Annotated in this window: 17 protein-coding genes; 5 read left to right on the top strand and 12 right to left on the bottom strand. The window is 64.0% G+C overall.

Annotation, left to right across the window (positions count from 1 at the left end):
• Positions 1–3: 3 nt before the first annotated feature.
• Genes IEY62_RS05325 through IEY62_RS05305 form a run of 5 tightly spaced genes read right to left on the bottom strand, consistent with a single transcriptional unit; the run spans position 4 to position 4,503 of the window.
• Complete coding sequence (locus tag IEY62_RS05325; RefSeq protein ID WP_189014713.1) at positions 4–708, bottom strand: hypothetical protein; 705 nt, start codon at positions 706–708, stop codon at positions 4–6.
• 41 nt (positions 709–749) lie between these two features.
• Positions 750–2,216 carry a sodium/solute symporter gene (locus tag IEY62_RS05320; protein WP_189014712.1) on the bottom strand — a complete coding sequence of 489 codons (1,467 nt, stop codon included), beginning with the start codon at positions 2,214–2,216 and terminating at the stop codon, positions 750–752.
• Positions 2,213–2,575: a hypothetical protein gene (locus tag IEY62_RS05315; protein ID WP_189014711.1), complete on the bottom strand. Its 363-nt coding sequence runs from the start codon at positions 2,573–2,575 to the stop codon at positions 2,213–2,215. The genes IEY62_RS05320 and IEY62_RS05315 overlap by 4 nt, the downstream gene beginning before the upstream one ends.
• A complete protein-coding gene (locus IEY62_RS05310; RefSeq protein WP_189014710.1) occupies positions 2,572–3,291 on the bottom strand; it encodes a LytR/AlgR family response regulator transcription factor in 720 nt (239 codons plus the stop codon). Before IEY62_RS05310 ends, IEY62_RS05315 begins: the two co-directional genes overlap by 4 nt.
• A gap of 21 nt (positions 3,292–3,312) precedes the next feature.
• Positions 3,313–4,503, bottom strand: a complete 1,191-nt coding sequence (locus IEY62_RS05305) for a sensor histidine kinase (RefSeq protein WP_189014708.1) — start codon at positions 4,501–4,503, stop codon at positions 3,313–3,315.
• A 201-nt stretch (positions 4,504–4,704) separates the two neighbouring features.
• Between IEY62_RS05305 and IEY62_RS05300 the strand changes: the two genes are divergently transcribed.
• Both IEY62_RS05300 and IEY62_RS05295 read left to right on the top strand, forming a co-directional pair.
• Positions 4,705–5,085, top strand: a complete 381-nt coding sequence (locus IEY62_RS05300) for a DUF485 domain-containing protein (protein WP_189014706.1) — start codon at positions 4,705–4,707, stop codon at positions 5,083–5,085.
• Positions 5,082–6,701, top strand: coding sequence for a solute symporter family protein (locus IEY62_RS05295; protein ID WP_189014704.1), 1,620 nt, complete (start codon positions 5,082–5,084; stop codon positions 6,699–6,701). The genes IEY62_RS05300 and IEY62_RS05295 overlap by 4 nt, the downstream gene beginning before the upstream one ends.
• 58 nt (positions 6,702–6,759) lie before the next feature.
• Here IEY62_RS05295 and IEY62_RS05290 read toward each other — a convergent pair whose 3' ends face one another.
• From IEY62_RS05290 to IEY62_RS05270, 5 genes are all read right to left on the bottom strand, one after another.
• On the bottom strand, positions 6,760–7,779 hold the full coding sequence (locus tag IEY62_RS05290) for a PHP domain-containing protein (protein ID WP_189014702.1): 1,020 nt from the start codon (positions 7,777–7,779) through the stop codon (positions 6,760–6,762).
• A 78-nt stretch (positions 7,780–7,857) separates the two neighbouring features.
• A complete protein-coding gene (locus IEY62_RS05285) occupies positions 7,858–8,463 on the bottom strand; it encodes a hypothetical protein (protein WP_189014700.1) in 606 nt (201 codons plus the stop codon).
• Between the two features lie 34 nt (positions 8,464–8,497).
• The gene (locus IEY62_RS05280) at positions 8,498–8,905 is read right to left on the bottom strand and encodes a DUF4383 domain-containing protein (protein WP_189014698.1); all 408 of its coding nucleotides are present in this window, start codon (positions 8,903–8,905) and stop codon (positions 8,498–8,500) included.
• Positions 8,906–9,033: 128 nt separating this feature from the next.
• Positions 9,034–9,819, bottom strand: coding sequence for a hypothetical protein (locus IEY62_RS05275; RefSeq protein ID WP_229785090.1), 786 nt, complete (start codon positions 9,817–9,819; stop codon positions 9,034–9,036).
• 149 nt (positions 9,820–9,968) lie between these two features.
• Positions 9,969–10,439, bottom strand: coding sequence for an Lrp/AsnC family transcriptional regulator (locus tag IEY62_RS05270; RefSeq protein ID WP_189014696.1), 471 nt, complete (start codon positions 10,437–10,439; stop codon positions 9,969–9,971).
• 195 nt (positions 10,440–10,634) lie between these two features.
• Between IEY62_RS05270 and pdhA the strand changes: the two genes are divergently transcribed.
• Genes pdhA through IEY62_RS05255 form a run of 3 tightly spaced genes read left to right on the top strand, consistent with a single transcriptional unit; the run spans position 10,635 to position 14,184 of the window.
• Positions 10,635–11,804 carry a pyruvate dehydrogenase (acetyl-transferring) E1 component subunit alpha gene (gene pdhA / locus IEY62_RS05265; RefSeq protein ID WP_189014694.1) on the top strand — a complete coding sequence of 390 codons (1,170 nt, stop codon included), beginning with the start codon at positions 10,635–10,637 and terminating at the stop codon, positions 11,802–11,804.
• A complete protein-coding gene (locus IEY62_RS05260) occupies positions 11,804–12,814 on the top strand; it encodes an alpha-ketoacid dehydrogenase subunit beta (protein WP_189014692.1) in 1,011 nt (336 codons plus the stop codon). The genes pdhA and IEY62_RS05260 overlap by 1 nt, the downstream gene beginning before the upstream one ends.
• Entirely contained in the window at positions 12,811–14,184 is a 1,374-nt protein-coding gene (locus IEY62_RS05255) for a dihydrolipoamide acetyltransferase family protein (protein ID WP_189014691.1), read from the top strand. The genes IEY62_RS05260 and IEY62_RS05255 overlap by 4 nt, the downstream gene beginning before the upstream one ends.
• A 111-nt stretch (positions 14,185–14,295) precedes the next feature.
• On the opposite strand, the gene IEY62_RS05250 is transcribed toward IEY62_RS05255, so the two are convergent.
• Together IEY62_RS05250 and IEY62_RS05245 are read right to left on the bottom strand one after the other, a co-directional pair.
• Positions 14,296–15,168: an NAD-dependent epimerase/dehydratase family protein gene (locus tag IEY62_RS05250; protein ID WP_189014690.1), complete on the bottom strand. Its 873-nt coding sequence runs from the start codon at positions 15,166–15,168 to the stop codon at positions 14,296–14,298.
• Between the two features lie 335 nt (positions 15,169–15,503).
• Complete coding sequence (locus tag IEY62_RS05245; protein WP_189014689.1) at positions 15,504–17,336, bottom strand: HNH endonuclease signature motif containing protein; 1,833 nt, start codon at positions 17,334–17,336, stop codon at positions 15,504–15,506.
• Positions 17,337–17,385 lie beyond the last annotated feature (49 nt).

Here is a 17,385-nt window from a genome sequence, read left to right as displayed (position 1 = left end):
CGCTTACCCGGGGTGCGGGGGAGTGGGCGAGATCGGCGGATTGTTCCTCCACACGTCCAGGTAGCGATGGTGTCCCCGGACCAGGGACGTGCCAAAAAAGCCCAGGGCGGCAAGGACGGCAACAGGGACGGCCGCCACTGCGGGAAGTCCGGCGGTCAAAAGCGCGGACCCCGTGAGCAGGGCGATCAGGGCTGCATTGACGACGCCCATGAACACCATGCTGCTTCCGGCCACCTGGTTGAAGTCCCTTCGGCCTCCGAGGAAGTAATAGGTCCTTTTGGCCCCCTCCTCGTCATCCGCGGATCCGGCCATCAGATACGGAGCAATGCCCGGATCGAGGTCAACATAGGCGGCCCTCAGGCGGTTCATGGCGATCACATACATGAGGTCTTCCATGGCAACGCTCATCACCCGGATATGCGTGAGCAGGCCGACCACCAAATCAATGCACAGAATGGTCAGTGCGAAGGCCCTGAATGCATCTGAAAACTGGGTGGCATTACCCACCAGCGCCACACTGAGCAAGCTGGCCGAGGTAAACGTCAGGAACATGCTGATCCGGGTGAGCACTTCACCCTGAGTGGTGCTGCGTGAGGCGAGAAGGCTCCAATGTTCCGTGGCCAGCAGTTGGGCGCGGACGCCGGGCAACAGCTCCGCACGGCTGGCCGTGGGTGGCTCAGGGTTTGCCGCGTTCGATTCCTCGGACATGGCGACATTGTCCCCCCGGGCGGTTGCCCCCACAACAGCTTTCAGCGTTCTGTAGCCACCGGCCGCTCTGGTACGTGCAGCCGGGACATCACCCGGTTAACTGAAGCCGGCACCCGGTTCCGCGTCGCGATGGAGACAACCACCGTCACCGCGAACGCTGCGGGCACACTCCAGGCTGCGGGCTGGGCCAGCCAGGCGGGGGCGTTCCCCGCGCCTGTCAGGGTGCCCGCCACCATGGCACCCCCGCACAGCAGTGCGCCGGTAATCATCCCTGCGATCGCGCCGAAGTCCGTCAGCCCCCGCCACCAGATCCCCAGCAGCAGCACAGGGCAGATAGTGGAAGCGGTGAAAGCGAACACCAGGCCGACGCTGCCGGCAAGGGCCAAAGTGTCAGTCATGAAAGCAAAACCCAAAGGCACGACGGCGGCCATCACCGCCGCCAGGCGGAAGCCCCTGACGCTTCCCCCGAACAGGTCCTGGCTGATGACGCCGGACAGCGACACCACCAGGCCCGATGTTGTGGACAGGAAGGCGGCGAACGCGCCTGCCACCACGAGCGCTGAGAGCAAGTCGCCTGCCACCCCGCCGATCAGCTTGCCGGGGAGGAGCAGGATCAGCGCGTCGGCTTGTCCGGACTGAGCGAGTTCGGGGGCGAACATCCGTCCCAAAGCGCCGGAGAGCGTGGGGAAGAGGTAGAACACGGAGAGCAAACCCAGGACGATTAGCGTGGTCCGGCGCGCAGATTGGCCGTCCGGATTGGTATAGAACCGTACCAGCACATGTGGCAGGCCCAGGGTTCCGAACAGCAAAGCCACCAGCAGCGAAATGTTTTGGTAGGCACCCGCGGCGGCTTGGCCGGTGGGGTTGACCGGCAACGGCGCCTGCGGTGGTGTGCCGTTGCCGGCAAGCACCAACAGGATAAACACCACCGGCACGGCAAGAGCCGTCAGTTTCAGCCAGTACTGGAAGGCCTGGACAAAGGTGATGGACCGCATGCCACCTGCCACCACCGTGAGGCACACAACCGCCACCACCGCCGTCGAACCTACCCACGACGGCAAGCCGGTGGTAATCCGGATGGTGAGCGCCGCGCCGTGCAGTTGCGGAACGATGTAGAGCCAGCCGACGGCCACCACCACCAGGCTCGTGACGCGGCGGACCAGGGCGGAGTCCAGACGGGCCTCGGTGAAATCCGGGATGGTGTACGCCCCGGAGCGGCGCAGGGGCGCTGCCACGAAGAGCAACAGCATGAGGTAACCGGCCGTATAACCCACGGGGAACCAGAGGGCGTCGGTACCGGAGAGCAGGATCAGCCCAGCCACCCCAAGAAAGCTTGCGGCGGACAAGTACTCGCCGCCGATCGCGGAGGCGTTCCACCATGGAGGGACGGTGCGTGAGGCCACGTAGAAGTCGCTGGTGGTGCGTGAGACGCGCAACCCGTAAAACCCGATGACCGCCGTCGCCAGTGACACGGCGAGGAAAGCGAACAAACCGACGGCAGGGTTCACTTGTCCTCCACCAGGTCCCGGTAGCGGGCTTCATTGCGTGCCGCTGCCCGGTTGTAAAGCCAGGCGCTCAGGCCAATCACCGGATAGATGCCAACTCCAAGCGCCAGCCAGTCCAAGCGCATGCCCATTACGCGCGTCTCCGCTACGCCGGGCCCATAAACCAAAATCGCCGCAAGCACCGCGAGGATGACCAGGAATCCGCACGCCACCACCAACGCAAGGCGGAGTTGGGAGCGGATCAGGGAACGGACAAAGATCCGGCCGGCATCTGAGTCCTCGGTTGCCTCATGGGAGTGCACCACGCGACCGGACGCGGGCGCGGCCGATTGACGTGGTGCGGTAACGCGGACGCGCGTCATGCCTGTGGCCGGATGCGGGTGGACTGGAGCTTGTCCCTGACCGAGGGCAGGTGCCGCCTGCTGATGGGCAGCTCAGCACCCGACACCGCGACGCTCGGACCGGTGGTGGAGAGTTTGAGGTGTTGCACGTGGTTGAGCGCGATCAGGTATGAGCGGTGAATCCTGATGAATCCCGCGTCCGCCCATTTTTGCTCAAGATCGGTGAGGGGAACCCGGATGAGGTAACTGGCCTCGGCGGTGTGCAGCCTTGCGTAGTCACCTTGTGCCTGCACGTACGTTACGTCATCCCGCCGGATCATCCGGGTGGTGCTGCCAAGGTCGACGGTAATCATCTCCGGGGCGGGAGTGCCGTCTTTGATAAGTTCACTGATCCGGTCCACCGAACGCGCGAGCCGCTCTGCCCGGAGCGGCTTGAGCAGGTAGTCGACGGCGGCGAGGTCGAAGGCCTCCAGCGCGCAGTCTTCGTCTGCGGTGACGAAAACGACGGCGGGCGGGCTGCTGCTGCGGGATATGGCGCGTGCAATGTCCAAGCCTGACAGGGCGGGCATATGGATGTCCAGGAAGACGGCGTCCACGGACTCGGTTTCCAGCTTGCGCAGCGCCTCGGTACCGGAGGACGCGCGATGGATGGCGCCGATCCGCGCGTCCCGTCCAAGGAGGAAGGCGAGTTCTTCCACCGCCGGGAGTTCGTCATCGGCGACGAGCACGTTGATCATGATTAAAGACTAACCGCCGCTTCAGGCGTCGTGGCCGGGTTGCGATTTGGGGACCCGCAGCGTGATCAAGGTGCCTTCGCCGGGGGCTGTGTCGATCACGAGTCCGTGCTCATCGCCGTAGACCTGTCGTAGTCGGGCATCGACGTTGCGCAGCCCCACATGGTCGCCATCGGTATGTCCGGCGAGGACTGACCGCAGGTGCTCCGGATCCATGCCCACGCCGTCGTCTTCGATGGTGACTTCGGCGAACGCTCCGGAATCGTTGGCGCAGATGGTGATGTGTCCTGGACCTTCCTTCGCTTCCAGACCGTGCCGTACAGCATTTTCCACCAACGGTTGGAGGCTCAGGAACGGGATGACGGTGCTCAACACTTCCGGCGCGATCCGCAGGCTGACTTGGACGCGTTCGCCAAAGCGCGCCCGCTCCAGCAGGAGGTAGCGGTCGATGCAGCGAAGTTCTTCCGCCACTGTGGTGAAGTCGCCGTGCCTGCGGAAGGAGTACCTGGTGAAGTCGGCGAATTCCACAACGAGTTCCCTCGCCCTGGCCGGGTCTGTGTTGATGAAGGAAGCTATGGCGTTCAGCGAGTTGTAGATGAAGTGTGGGCTGATCTGTGCGCGCAGGGCCCGCACTTCGGCCTCCATCAGCAGGGTCCTTGAGGCTTCCAGCTCCGCCAGCTCCAGCTGGGCCGCAATCCAGTCGGCAACCTCACTGGTCGCCCTCACCAGACCCGCCCCAGCGGCAGGAGCCAACGCCGCAACCGAACCGACAATCCTTGATCCTGCCCTGATCGGAGCGATGACAGCGCTGAAGCCGGGCCCCGTTCTGTTCGTGGAATGGCCCACATGGGGGACCACGGCGGTGCGCCCGGTGGCAAGGACCTCCGCTGCGAGCCCCATCAGCGATGGCCGGAGATCCTCCGCGGCGCCGTCCCAGGCAAGCACCGAGGTGGTGTCGGTCATGGCGAAGGCATCGCAGCCCAGCAGGACGCGCAGCTGCCTGCTGGCTTTGGCAGCCCCTGCCGGCTGAAGGCCTGCGCGAAGATGCTGCCCGGCCCGGGATGCTGCGTGAAGTGTTGTGTAGGTGGCGCGTTCGGCGTCGGTTCCGAGGTCCCGGAAGGAGCGGATCACCTTCAGGCCAACGCCCACGACGACGGCCACCGCCAGCACGATCACGGCGATGGCGGCGGCGGTGAAGAGCGGGGAATCGGGCATAAGGCCAGCGTAGTCCGATGCGTTCCCGGAACCCCGTCATCCCCGCTGGCCCCGGCGCAATCCACCGTTTGGCGCAGCGGTGCAGCCGCTGGGCGACGGCGACAGGCGAAGCTCTGGATGGGAAGCCGGAGCACATTCGATAGTGATTGCAGTCACATCAGCCGCGCGTGCTGATGTGGACCATCACAACCAGGAGGAACCATGGGTAATGAGGCCCAACCCCAGGACGCCACGGCGTCCGTGGACTTCCAGGAAGTCCAGCAGACGGAACGGTTCAAGACGCTGCGCAAGCGGCACCGCAGCTTTGTCTTTCCCATGGCAGTGATCTTCCTGCTGTGGTATTTCGCATACGTTCTCTTGGCCGACTATGCCGTCGCCTTCATGTCCACCAAAGTCTGGGGCAACATCAACGTCGGCCTGCTCCTTGGCCTGCTCCAGTTCGTCACCACTTTCGGCATCACGGCCTGGTACGTGAGCTACTCCAACAGGAAGCTGGACCCCATCGCGGCCGAAATCCGCAATGAGATCGAGGGGCACCAATTCGATAAGGACGGCAACGTCATCCACGGAGGAGCCAAATGAACACCACCATGGTCCCGGCAGTCGAGGTTGCCGCACTGAAGGACACCACGCTCCTGAACATGGGCATCTTCGCCCTTTTCGTCGCCGTCACCATGGTGATTGTCTTCAGGGCCAGCCGGAACAACAAGACAGCTGCCGACTACTATGCAGCCGGGCGTTCCTTTACCGGCTCACAGAACGGTACTGCCATCGCCGGAGACTACCTTTCGGCGGCATCGTTCCTCGGTATCACCGGCGCCATCGCCATCAACGGCTATGACGGCTTCCTGTACTCAATCGGCTTCCTCGTCGCCTGGTTGGTGGCCCTGCTGCTGGTGGCCGAACTGCTCCGTAATACCGGCAAGTTCACCATGGCCGACGTCCTGTCCTTCCGTTTGCGGCAACGCCCGGTACGGATTGCGGCGGCACTGTCCACCCTCGCCGTCTGCTTCTTCTACCTCCTCGCCCAGATGGCCGGTGCCGGCAGCCTGATCTCGCTCCTGCTGGGTATCAGCGACTGGGGCGGACAAGCCCTGGTGATTATCGTCGTCGGCGCCCTGATGATCATGTACGTACTCATCGGTGGCATGAAGGGCACCACCTGGGTGCAGATCATCAAAGCCATCCTGCTGATCGCCGGTGCCGCCGTCATGACGGCCATGGTGCTTGCGATCTACGGCTTCAACCTCTCCAGCCTGCTGGGATCTGCAGCGGAGGCAGCCAACAACCCGAATATCCTCAACCCGGGCCTGCAGTACGGCAAGACCGAAACGTCCAAGCTCGACTTCATGTCCCTGGGCCTTGCGTTGGTGCTCGGAACAGCCGCCCTGCCACACGTGCTGATGCGCTTCTACACCGTCCCCACGGCCAAGGAAGCCCGCAAGTCCGTTGTGTGGGCCATCTGGCTGATCGGCCTGTTCTACTTGTTCACTTTGGTACTGGGCTACGGCGCAGCTGCCCTGGTGGGTGCAGAAACCATCAAATCCGCACCCGGTGGCGTGAACTCGGCGGCACCGCTCCTGGCCTTCCACCTCGGTGGCCCGTTGCTGCTTGGATTCATCTCGGCCGTGGCCTTCGCAACCATCCTCGCGGTGGTGGCCGGACTGACCATCACCGCGGCAGCATCCTTCGCCCACGACATCTACGCAAACGTCATTTCCAAGGGCAAGGCCGACGCCACCACCGAAGTCAAGGTTGCCCGGCGTACAGTGGTGGTGATCGGCGTCCTCGCCATCCTGGGAGGCATCTTCGCCAACGGCCAGAACGTGGCCTTCCTGGTGGCGCTCGCCTTCGCTGTTGCGGCATCGGCGAACCTGCCCACCATCGTGTACTCCCTCTTCTGGAAGAAGTTCACCACCCAGGGCGCTGTGTGGAGCATGTATGGCGGCCTGGCCGCCGCTATCCTGCTCATCGCTTTCTCGCCCGTGGTCTCCGGCGCCAAGACGTCCATGATCCCCGGCGCCAACTTCGCCATCTTCCCGCTGAGCAACCCGGGCATCGTGTCCATTCCGTTGGCCTTCTTCCTGGGCTGGCTTGGAACCGTGCTGGACAAGCGGCGCGAGGACCCGGCCAAGCAAGCGGAAATGGAAGTGCGCTCGCTGACCGGCATCGGCGCCGAGAAGGCGGTGGACCACTAAGGCCGGACCAAAAAGGCTCCCCTGGGAACAGCGTTCCCGGGGGAGCCTTTTGCGTGCGTCATCTCTTCAGGCTGAGCCACTCTTTCAATTGGGCCAGCGGCCATGTGGTGACGATGCGTTCCGTGGGCACTCCCAGGGCTTCGGCGCGCTGGGCGCCGTACTGGAGGAAGTCGAGCTGGCCGGGCGCGTGGGCATCGCTGTCAATACTGAACAGGCATCCGGCGTCGAGGGCCAACTTGATGAGGTCATCCGGTGGGTCTTGCCGTTCCGGCCGCGAGTTGATCTCGACGGCGACACCCCACTCGGCGCACTCCTTGAAGACTTTGGGGGCGTCGAATTCGGACTGGGGCCGGGTGCCGCGGGACCCTTGGACGAGGCGTCCGGTGCAGTGTCCCAGGACGTTGGTGTGGGGATCGCTGATCCCGCCCAGCATCCTTTCGGTCATTGTCTTCTTATCGGCACGGAGCTTTGAGTGGACACTGGCGACCACGACGTCGAGCCGGTCCAGCATTGCAGGGGTCTGGTCGAGGGTGCCGTCCTCCAGGATGTCCACCTCAATGCCCTTGAGCAAGCGGAAGTCGTCGTGCGAAGAATTGATCCCGTCCACCACCCCCAGCTGATTTTCGAGCCTTTCGACGCTGAGGCCGTTGGCGATGGTGAGGTTGGGGGAATGGTCGGTCAGGGCAAGGTATTCGCGTCCCAGCGTGCGGGCCGCCGCCACCATTGCTTCGATGGGCGAGCCGCCGTCGGACCAATTGCTGTGGCTGTGGAGGTCGCCGCGCAACGCGGCCCTGAGCGTGTCACCGCCTGACGCGAGGGCCTCGGTGCCCTTCTCGCGGAGGTCAGCCAGGTAGTCCGGGACCCGGTCGCCCAAGGCCTGCGTGATTACTTCGGCGCTGCGGCTGCCGACGCCCTTAACGCTGGTGATCCTCCCGCTGGCCACAAGCCGGGCAAGCTCATCGGCTGAAAGTTGCCGTACGGCGTCGGCCGCTTTGCGGAAGGCCTGGACCTTGAAGGTGGGGGCTTGGCTGCGTTCGAGCCAGAAGGAGATTTCGTCGAGCGCCTCAATGGGATCCATGGCTCCATGATCCACGAACCAGGCGCACCATCAACAGTGGGCACGGTTTTGATGGTGCGCCGGTCCGGTGACCGCCACCTAGTGGTGGTGGCCCGGATCCAGGGCGGGATTGGAGCCCTGGCCGTTTTCTCCGACGGGTGCCTGGCCGTGTTCCCCGTGCGGAACGGCGTACTGGCCGGCCATTGACGCGGCCAGTCCGGGTGTTGCGACTGAAGCAACAACGACGGCGGCTCCGAACGCGGCTGCCAGAAGCCGCCCGGTCCTTGGCTGGCCGTGGGCGCCGCCGTCGTTGGTCTTGTGTTGCCGCCTGAGCCAACCTGCCCCGGCAAGTGCCATAAGGGTCAGGCCGAGGGCAGCAAAATGGCTGACATCGAGGGAGCGCTGGGAGGTAACACCGGCGGCGAGGACTGCTACGTGCGCTGCCGCTGCCGTGGCAAGGACCGGGAGTGCGTAGCGGGCCAGGACGAGCGAGTTGCGGTGCAGCCCCCACAGCGACCAGGCCATGAAGGCCAGGCCCGCCGTGAGGGCCGCGCCGCCGGCAACCACCATGCCGATGGCAGCGGAGCCAGCTCCAGCGAGGTACCCGGCGGCCAGGGACAGTTCAACCATTCCGGCCGCCATCGCAGCGAAGTATACGTACAGCACAATGGCTGCCCTCAGGGTGGGGTGGTTCACGCGGTCCATGGCTGTTACCGTCCTGGTGCTCTGGAGTCGATGGTCAGGCGCGGGCGGAAGCTACGGTGGCCTTGTCCTGAGACAGTGCAACGCCCAGCAGGACCACGGCGCTGGCGAGGTGAAGGACGTTGTCCGCACCGTTCAGGGCGATGATGTTCAGCGAGCTTCCAACGAGGAACAGGCCCACGATGCCGACCAGCAGGTAAACGCCGCCGACTGTGGTGTTGATGGACTTGGACAACGTGACGCTGTTCATGCCGGCGAGGAGGAGGGCTGCGCCAATGGCCAAGTGGATGATGTTGTGAAGCGGGTTCACGGCGAAAATGATCAAGTTGGCGCCCTCGGTGGCGAAGAAGCCGATTCCCGAGGTGACGAAGAATCCGAGTACGCCTACCAGGAGGTAGACGGCTCCGAAGATGGTGGCGATCAAGCGATTGGGCGAAGTACGCATTGGTCCGAGCCTTCCGGTGATGGCCGGGATTCCCGGCCGACCTGCTGAGTCCCGGGCGGGACTCTCAAGCAGTGATTCGGATCATGCGTTTGCGTGGATGGGTGGAAGTGCGGATTTATTTTTTCTGGCTAGGGGCGGAGCCGGATGCTGCTCATCTTGAGGTCGTTGGTGCCCTCGAAGACGTACTGCAGGTCAATGGTCTTTCCGTCGCATTGCAGTTTGCCTGCGAGGTTGGCCTTGTTGTTTCCGTTGTTCGAGTCGACGCTCACGGAGTTGTAGTTCGGCTTGCACGAGCTGTCCAGTTCCAGGCTGGCGATGCCGTCCACGAAGGACTGCTTGTCCAGTTCGTCCTTGAGGGGCTGGCTGAGGTAGTTGTCGTAGGCCTGCTCTGCCTGCCCGGAGACCACGAGGTTGGTGAACTCGTCTGCCAGGGACCGGGCCTTGGAGGTGGCGTTGCCCACCACGTTGACCAGGATGAGGACGCCCACAACGGCCAGCACGATGACGCCCGCGACGATGCCGAGGACGATCCACAGGACTTTCCGGTTCTTCTTGGGCGGTTGCTGGCCGTACTGGCCGGGTTGATATTGGCCGGGCGGGTATTGGCCGGGCGGGTATTGGCCGGGCGGGTATTGGCCGGGCGGGTACTGGCCGGGTTGATACTGGCCGGGTTGATACTGCCCTGACGGGCTTTGTCCTTGGCCTTGGCTTTGTCCCTGAGGGTAGGGGTTTTGCTGGAACTGGCCAGGGGCAGCGTACTGCGGGTTCCCGCCCTGGGGAGCGGACGACGGCGGCTGCTGCCACTGCGGCGACGCGCCGGTTTGGGGCGGGTACCCGGGCCCGGGAGGAACCGGTGGCGGGTTGTACCCGGGTTGATTCTGGTTGGGTTGGTTAGGTTCTTGCGGAGTGCTCACGGTAGTGCCCCTTTCGGCAGCCTGCGGCAGCGCCACCACCTGGCCGGGATCCTCTGGGCGGCCCCCGGTGCGTCCTCTTGAATCAAAGCGCATTTCCGCTTCCGCGGGCAAGAGGCACGGCGGAACAGAGCCGCGGCTGAGGTGGCGTTTCAGGTCCCGGAGCGACGTCCGAGGAGCGGCTGCACACGGTACGGGATCATCTCCCGCATCGCCAGGGCGGTGTCCGTCCGATCCACTCCGTCGCAACCGAGGATCTTTCCATTGATGCGGTAGAGGTCTTCCGCGTCCAGGGCAACGACGCGCAACAGCAGGTCCGCGGAGCCGGTAAGGCCAAAGCCTTCGAGGATTTCCGGGATGTCGGCCAGGTCCCGTGCCAGGGAAGCAAGCTTTTGCTGCTGCACGTGGACGGTGATGAACGCAGTCAAGGGGTAGCCAAGGGCCACGGGGTTGATCCGTCGCTCGAATGACAGGAAGGCATGCTTCTTTTCGAGCTGCGCCATGCGGGCCTGCACCGTATTGCGGGAGAGGCCAAGCTTCTGCGCGAGGGCAACCACAGTGCCACGGGGGTCCTTGGCCATCGCGGAAAGGAGACGGGTGTCAGTGCCATCCAAGGGTTGCATAATGCGCAAGATTAGCACGCCCCGGATGTAGCGAATAGTGCATAATGCTCAACTTCATCGAGGGTAGTTGTACCCGATGCCTTCTGTGAGTAGGGTCACAATTAACTCCGGCGAAGGTGCCGGAGGGCCGGCGTGCGGCAGGATCACAAGTCCTGCGAGCGCCGACGAAAACGAGCCGGAAGGTTGCGATCACCTGTGTTGACGGATCAGGCGGGCAAGGGAGTGCGACATGATGCTCCGGGCCCGGAACAAAGTGCACATATCTCTTTGCGGACTGGCGGCGATTTGCTCCAGTTGGTGTCTCCGGAGGGCGAGCGCATCAGCCATCCCGAGTTTGATGTCTGGGTTAAGGACGTCGGCGACGAACAATTGTGCTCGCTCTATGAGGACATGACCGTCATCCGGCGAATCGACGCAGAAGCCACGGCACTCCAACGCCAGGGTGAGTTGGCCTTGTGGCCGCCGCTCCTCGGCCAGGAAGCAGCGCAGATCGGCTCCAGCCGTTCATTGCGCGACGACGACTTCGTGTTCCCGAGCTACCGGGAAAGCGGAGTGGCCTACGTCCGGGGCGCCCACCTTTCCGAGATCGCGCGCGTGTGGCGTGGCAATGCTTCGTACGGTTGGGACCCGCAGCGCATCAACTTGGCCACTCCCCAGATCATCATCGGTTCCCAAAGCCTGCACGCCACGGGCTATGCCATGGGCGTGCAACTGGACGGCGCAAACACGGCAGTCCTTGCGTACTTCGGCGACGGCGCAACGAGTGAAGGCGATGTCAACGAGGCCATGGTGTTCGCAGCCAGCTACCAGGCTCCTGTGGTGTTCTTCTGCCAGAACAATCACTGGGCCATTTCGGAGCCCGTGCGCATCCAGTCGCACGTTCAGTTGGCCGACAGGCCTACTGGGTTCGGTATTCCCAGCATGCGGGTGGACGGCAATGACGTCCTGGCTGTCATGGCGGCCACGCGTGTGGCCCTGGACCGGGCGCGCAAGGGCGGGGGACCGACCTTCATTGAAGCTGTCACGTACCGCATGGGTCCGCACACTACCGCTGATGACCCCACCCGCTACCGCGATCCGATTGAGCTGGAAGATTGGGCCGCCAAGGACCCCATTCTGAGGCTCCGGAAGCTCCTGGAGGCCAAAGGCCTGCTCACGGATGATGTGGAAGCGCGCGTCAAGGCCAAGGCAGACGCCGTTGCAGCCGATCTCCGCTCGAGCTGCATCGGCATGCCCGACCCGCAGCCGTTGGACGTGTTCAACCACGTCTACAGCACGCCGAATTCCTGGATCGAGCGCCAGAAGGACCACTACTCCCGCTACCTGAGCAGTTTCAACCAGCCCGTCGAGGAAGGTGCACTCTGATGTCCAAGCTTACTTTTGCCCGGGCAATCAACGCCGGCCTCCGGAAATCTCTCGAAAATGATCCCAAAGTGGTCCTCATGGGTGAGGATATTGGTTCCCTTGGTGGTGTTTTCCGTGTCACGGACGGGCTGCAAAAGGACTTCGGAAAGCACCGCGTCATTGATTCGCCGCTGGCGGAGTCCGGCATTATCGGTACCGCCGTGGGGCTGGCCTATCGCGGTTACCGCCCGGTGTGCGAGATCCAGTTCGACGGTTTTATCTACCCTGCGTTCGACCAAATTGTCAGCCAGGTAGCCAAGATGCATTACCGCACCCAGGGCCGCGTCAAGATGCCCATCACCATCCGCGTGCCCTTTGGTGGTGGCATCGGGTCGCCGGAGCACCACTCCGAATCGCCTGAAGCGTACTTCACCCACACTTCGGGCCTGAGGGTGGTGGCTGTCTCCAACCCCCAGGACGCCTACACCATGATCCAGCAGGCCATCGCCTCTGATGATCCCGTGCTCTACTTCGAGCCCAAAAGGCGTTACCACGACAAGGGCGATGTGGATGAGTCACTCGACCTTGCCACGGCATTGCCCCTGGACCGTGCCGTAGTGGTAAGCCCCGGCTCCGACGTCACCTTGGTTGCGTACGGTCCGTTGGTCAAGACGGCGAAGGATGCAGCCATGGCTGCCGCTGACGAAGGCATCTCAGTGGAAGTGATCGATCTGCGTTCATTGGCCCCCGTGGATTACCCGGTTGTGGAAGCTTCCGTCCGCAAGACAGGACGACTGGTGATCACCCACGAAGCTGGGCAGTCCGGCGGCCTTGGCGCCGAGATCGCGGCGAGCATTACGGAACGCTGCTTCAATTACCTTGAGTCCGCGCCCGTCCGGATCACCGGCTTTGACGTGCCGTATCCCTACTCGAAGCTCGAAATGCACCACCTGCCGGATCTGGACAGGATCCTCGACGGCGTGGACCGCGCCTTGGGACGCCGCAACTCGTTGAGTGGACTGGAAGGATGAGCGCCACCATGATCAAGGAATTCAGGCTGCCGGACCTTGGCGAGGGATTGACCGAATCGGAAATCCTGAGCTGGAAGGTGGCCGTGGGGGACACGGTCACCTTGAACCAGGTCATCGCCGAGGTTGAGACGGCCAAAGCGGTGGTGGAGTTGCCGTCGCCATTTGCCGGCACCGTCGCTGCCCTTCACGAGCAACCGGGAACGGTAGTGGAGGTCGGGAAGCCGATCGTCTCCTTCGAAGTGGACGACGCCGGGTCCTCCAACGGAGGTGGCGCACCGGCTGCCGGTGACGGGTCCGCCGTCGTGACTTCTGCGAATGGTGCGCCTTCCGCAAGCGCCGCTGAAGCGGTGGGGAGCCCCGCGAAGCGCGAGCCGAATCTGGTGGGTTACGGCGCCGTCGTCGAACATTCCGGCCGTCCCACGCGACGGGCCCGCGTTCAGGCGACAGCGGAAGTTCCGGCTATCCCGGAATCGATCGCCGTGCCGGAATCGGAAGTCGCTGCGGAGCGGCCGAGGTCCACGCCGCCAGTGCGCAAACTGGCCCGTGACTTGGGGATCGACTTGGAAGTGGTTCCAGGAACCGGCCCGGGCGGGCTCATCACCCGCGAGGATGTCCAGAACTTCACCGGCGCAGCGGATGTCCCCGCCGGGATTGCTGGAGCGCCGGGCGACCGCGAGACGCGAACGCCCATCAAGGGTGTCCGGAAGTTCACTGCGGCTGCCATGGTGCAGAGCGCCTTTACTGCCCCGCATGTGACGGAATTCCTCACGGTGGATGTCACGGCCACCATGGAACTGCTGGCCAAGCTCAAGGGCAACAGGACCTTCGAGGGCTTCAAGCTCACACCCCTGACCATTGCGGCCAAGGCGGTCCTGGTGGCGTTGCGGAACAATCCCACACTGAATTCCCGCTGGGATGAGGTGAACCAGGAGATTGTCCAGTTCAACTATGTGAACCTGGGCATCGCCGCTGCGACACCGCGGGGCTTGACCGTCCCGAACATCAAGGATGCTGATCAACTGTCCCTGCGCGAGCTCTCATCAGCGTTGACCCAGCTTACGGACACGGCGCGTGCAGGCAAGACGTCGCCGTCGGAGTTGTCCGGTGGGACCATCTCCATCACGAACATCGGTGTGTTCGGGATCGACGCGGGGACGCCCATCCTCAACCCGGGCGAGGCCGCCATTGTGGCCCTTGGCGCTGTGCGGAAGGCACCGTGGGTGGTGAACGACGAACTGGCAGTCCGTCAGGTCATGTCCCTGAGCCTGTCCTTCGACCACCGCCTGGTGGATGGCGAACAGGGCTCCCGGTTCCTTGCGGACCTCGGTGCCATCCTGTCCGACCCCGCCATGGTCATGACCATGATCTGACGCGTCCCACGCTGCGCCGGCCCATCCCTTTACGAGTGCTTGCAGGAAACTGCAGCTAAGGGATGGGCCGTCGCGCGTCGGGGCACAATGGTGGCCAGACCTCGCTGAGCGCTAGTCCTCTGTGGGAGTGGTGCGGTTGGAATGGACCGTGCGCCAACTGTGCTCCGGTTCGAAACCCAGCAGTTTGCGCGCTTTGTCGATGGACAGCATGGTTTCGTGTTCACCCAGTTCCTTGAGAACCTCGACGCCGGGGAAGACTTCCGCTGCCAGCTCCGCGCTGCTTCGGCTCATCACAGTATCGGCGGCGGCGATGATGAAGGTCTCGAAGCCCGGTTCCCCATGTTCAAGGGCACGCACCACAGCGAGGGCGCCGTCCCGGGCGTCGATGTAGCCCCAAAGGTTCCATTTGCGCAGTGTGGCGTCGTTGTCGAAGGACGGAAAGGCGTCGTAGTCCTCGGGGTCCATGACATTGGAGAAACGCAGCGCCGTGATGCTCAGATCCGGATCCCACCGCGTCAGCTGGATGGCCATCTGCTCCTCGAGGTGCTTGACCAGTGAGTAGGTGCTTTCCGGGCGTGCAGCGTATTCCTCATCGACCGGAATGTAGGGAGGGTCGATGTCGAAGGGAAGTCCCAGCACGGTCTCACTCGATGCATAAACAACCTTCTTGATGCCCGCACGCCGCGCTGCCTGAAACACGTTGTAGGTGGAGACCATGTTGTTTTCGAAGATCGCGGCGTCGGGGGCGAGCCCCGGCGCGGGAATGGCGGCCAGGTGAACGATCGCATCGAGGCCGTCGTGTTGGTCATCCAGGCCCAGGATGACGTCCAGGACCTGTCCGTAATTCCGGAGGTCCACGCTGACGTAGCCTCGCCCGCGCGTGCCGGCCCGGTCCATGTTGAGCACCTGGTGGCCATCCTCCGTGAGCCGACGGACAACACTTCTGCCCAGTTTCCCGCTTCCGCCGGTGACGGCAATCCTCATGGTGTGCTCCTTGTTAGTGGCTGGACCTTACCCTGTGCATTGTGTTTTCAGCAGGGCTTTGGTCTTCCAGCCTAGGCGGCACACGCGCAGCGCGCAGCCCTTAAGGCAGGCTCTGTGAGTCCTAGGAATATGGGAGCGACCCAAGCACATGGCGGAGCACGGGTGCGCATGGCAGGAGCGGGCCCGGTGCTCTGGTTCGGGGTGCGGTGCCCTGGTCGGGGCGCGGTGCCCTGGTTCGCGGTGCGGTGCCCTGGTCGGGGCGCGGTTTGGCACGGTCGCACCTCTGTCTTGGGTACGTGGCGCGCCAGGTCGGGTGCTGGTTTACCCGTCCGCGCTCATGTTCTGGGTGGTGTGTGGTGGTGGTTGCGGCGGGGTGTTTGGTGGGGGTCGATGTGGGGTGGGGGGATGAACCAGGGGATGCCGGTGTTGATGGTGATGGTCCATTGTTCTTTGTGGATGAGGTGGTGGTGGTGGGAGCAGAGGAGGGTGCCGTTGTTGGTTCCTGTGGTGCCGCCGTGTGACCAGTAGGTGATGTGGTGGGCTTCGCACCAGGGTGCGGGGAGGGTGCAGTCGGGGAAGGCGCAGCCGCCGTCGCGGGCGGTGATGGCTTTGCGGATGTGGGGTGGGAAGATCCGGGTGGTGCGGCCGATGTCGAGGATTTGGGAGTCGGTGCCGAGCAGGACGGGGAGGATTTCGGCGTCGCAGGCTATTTTGCGGATGGTGTTGGGGTGCAGTGGGCCGGTGAAGGTCGCGCTGCCGGTGCTGACGGTGCTGTTGGTGTTCCGGGGGCCGTACTGGGTGGGGGTGCTGGCGTCGGGCTGGGTCCGGGTGCCGTGCTGATCGGTTCCGTTGGGCTTTGTGGTGCTGGTGAGTTGGCTGAAGAGCTCGCGGTGGTCGACGGTGACGGTGAGTTGGGGTCGGAGTCCGCCGTTGGAGGGCAGTTTGCTGGTGGTCATCGCGACTGCGCAGGCGCCGACGAGGCCGTCGAGGAGTTTCTGGGCACGGGAGCGCCGGTCCAGTTCCGGGCCGGTTGGTGTTCCTGCTTTGCCGGTTGGGGTGGTGGTGAGTCGGGGGTTGGTGGCGGTGTTCATGGCGGTGGCGAGGGTTTCGTATTGTTCGGTGGTGGCGAAGATTTCGAGGTGGTGCAGGCCGTAGCGGCGTCGGCGGCGGAGGAACGCGCCTTGGGTGTGGCGGAGGGTTTCTTCGGTGGGTTCGGGGCCGTCTTGGTCGATGCGGTCGATCCAGCGTTTGGCCATGGTGGTGACGAAGTCGGGGTCGGATTGTGCTGCGGTGGTGGTGAGGGCGTGTTCGATGCGGGTGAGGGTCTCCGGGTCGGTGAGGTGTTGGACTTTGTCCAGGGTGGTGCTGATGATCGTGGCGGACCGTGACGGTATTTGTGCGGTGGCGAGGGCTTGGGCGAGGTGTTCGCGCCGGGCCGGGACGTGGTGGCCGGTTATTCCTGTCCCGGGCAGGACGTCGGTTGTGAGGGCGAGCCGGCGCCGGGCTTCGCTGATGCCGATCCGCAGCCGGGCCCGGAGGAATTCGGCCGCGTTCCGGTACCCATCATCCAAAACACTGCCACCAGCACCAGCACCAGCACCAGCACCAGCAGCCACGGAACCAGCACCCGCCCCAGAACTACTCACAGCACCAGCCACAGCCCCAGCACCAGCACCTGTGCCACCGTCTGGTTCGGTCCACCCCGTCCGCCATTCCTGTGCCCCGGACGCCCCTGACTGCCGCGCCTGCGCCTCGCGCCGGGTCCGTTCCACAGCCTGGGCCGCGACCACCTGGAGGTACTCGATCGACCGCGAGATGTCCTCGATCATGCCGGCAAAGTCGGCCGCCTTCTCCACACTGAATGAGGGCGCCTGCCCGGCGAACGTCTGCCGTGCGGAGTCCAGAAGAGCCTTGCCGCTGTCAAAAAGTGTCGCGAGATCTGACCCCGCAACCGACGCGCGTTCCCGGCGTCCTGCATTTCCGGAGAAAGTGGCCTCGTCGGTGAGTAGCCCAACACCGTGGAAGCGGCCGATGGAGGTGGCTACCGCCGTCGACCCCTTGATCCACTGGAAGTTGCCCGGGTATCGCCGTGAGTGGCTCGCGGCCAGGGCAGCGACAGCAGGGGACGATGCCGCCCACTCTGCTGTCAGTTGCCCCATAGCTTCCATGTTTAAAGCATTTCACCAGGGTCGGACATTATTGGCCCTGCACCCGGAC

The organism is Paenarthrobacter histidinolovorans, assembly GCF_014647595.1.
GTDB classification, from domain to species: domain Bacteria; phylum Actinomycetota; class Actinomycetes; order Actinomycetales; family Micrococcaceae; genus Arthrobacter; species Arthrobacter histidinolovorans.
The sequence above is the reverse complement of the archived record's forward strand: the minus strand, read 5'-3'. Positions and strand labels throughout refer to the sequence as shown.

Excerpts from the sequence above, each read along its gene's own strand:
- IEY62_RS05325 (WP_189014713.1), bottom strand. The coding sequence starts at position 708 with ATGTCCGAGGAATCGAACGCGGCAAACCCTGAGCCACCCACGGCCAGC.
- IEY62_RS05315 (WP_189014711.1), bottom strand. The coding sequence starts at position 2,575 with ATGACGCGCGTCCGCGTTACCGCACCACGTCAATCGGCCGCGCCCGCG.
- IEY62_RS05310 (WP_189014710.1), bottom strand. The coding sequence starts at position 3,291 with ATGATCAACGTGCTCGTCGCCGATGACGAACTCCCGGCGGTGGAAGAA.
- IEY62_RS05305 (WP_189014708.1), bottom strand. The coding sequence starts at position 4,503 with ATGCCCGATTCCCCGCTCTTCACCGCCGCCGCCATCGCCGTGATCGTG.
- IEY62_RS05300 (WP_189014706.1), top strand. The coding sequence starts at position 4,705 with ATGGGTAATGAGGCCCAACCCCAGGACGCCACGGCGTCCGTGGACTTC.
- IEY62_RS05295 (WP_189014704.1), top strand. The coding sequence starts at position 5,082 with ATGAACACCACCATGGTCCCGGCAGTCGAGGTTGCCGCACTGAAGGAC.
- IEY62_RS05290 (WP_189014702.1), bottom strand. The coding sequence starts at position 7,779 with ATGGATCCCATTGAGGCGCTCGACGAAATCTCCTTCTGGCTCGAACGC.
- IEY62_RS05285 (WP_189014700.1), bottom strand. The coding sequence starts at position 8,463 with ATGGACCGCGTGAACCACCCCACCCTGAGGGCAGCCATTGTGCTGTAC.
- IEY62_RS05280 (WP_189014698.1), bottom strand. The coding sequence starts at position 8,905 with ATGCGTACTTCGCCCAATCGCTTGATCGCCACCATCTTCGGAGCCGTC.
- IEY62_RS05270 (WP_189014696.1), bottom strand. The coding sequence starts at position 10,439 with ATGCAACCCTTGGATGGCACTGACACCCGTCTCCTTTCCGCGATGGCC.
- IEY62_RS05260 (WP_189014692.1), top strand. The coding sequence starts at position 11,804 with ATGTCCAAGCTTACTTTTGCCCGGGCAATCAACGCCGGCCTCCGGAAA.
- IEY62_RS05255 (WP_189014691.1), top strand. The coding sequence starts at position 12,811 with ATGAGCGCCACCATGATCAAGGAATTCAGGCTGCCGGACCTTGGCGAG.
- IEY62_RS05250 (WP_189014690.1), bottom strand. The coding sequence starts at position 15,168 with ATGAGGATTGCCGTCACCGGCGGAAGCGGGAAACTGGGCAGAAGTGTT.
- IEY62_RS05245 (WP_189014689.1), bottom strand. The coding sequence starts at position 17,336 with ATGGAAGCTATGGGGCAACTGACAGCAGAGTGGGCGGCATCGTCCCCT.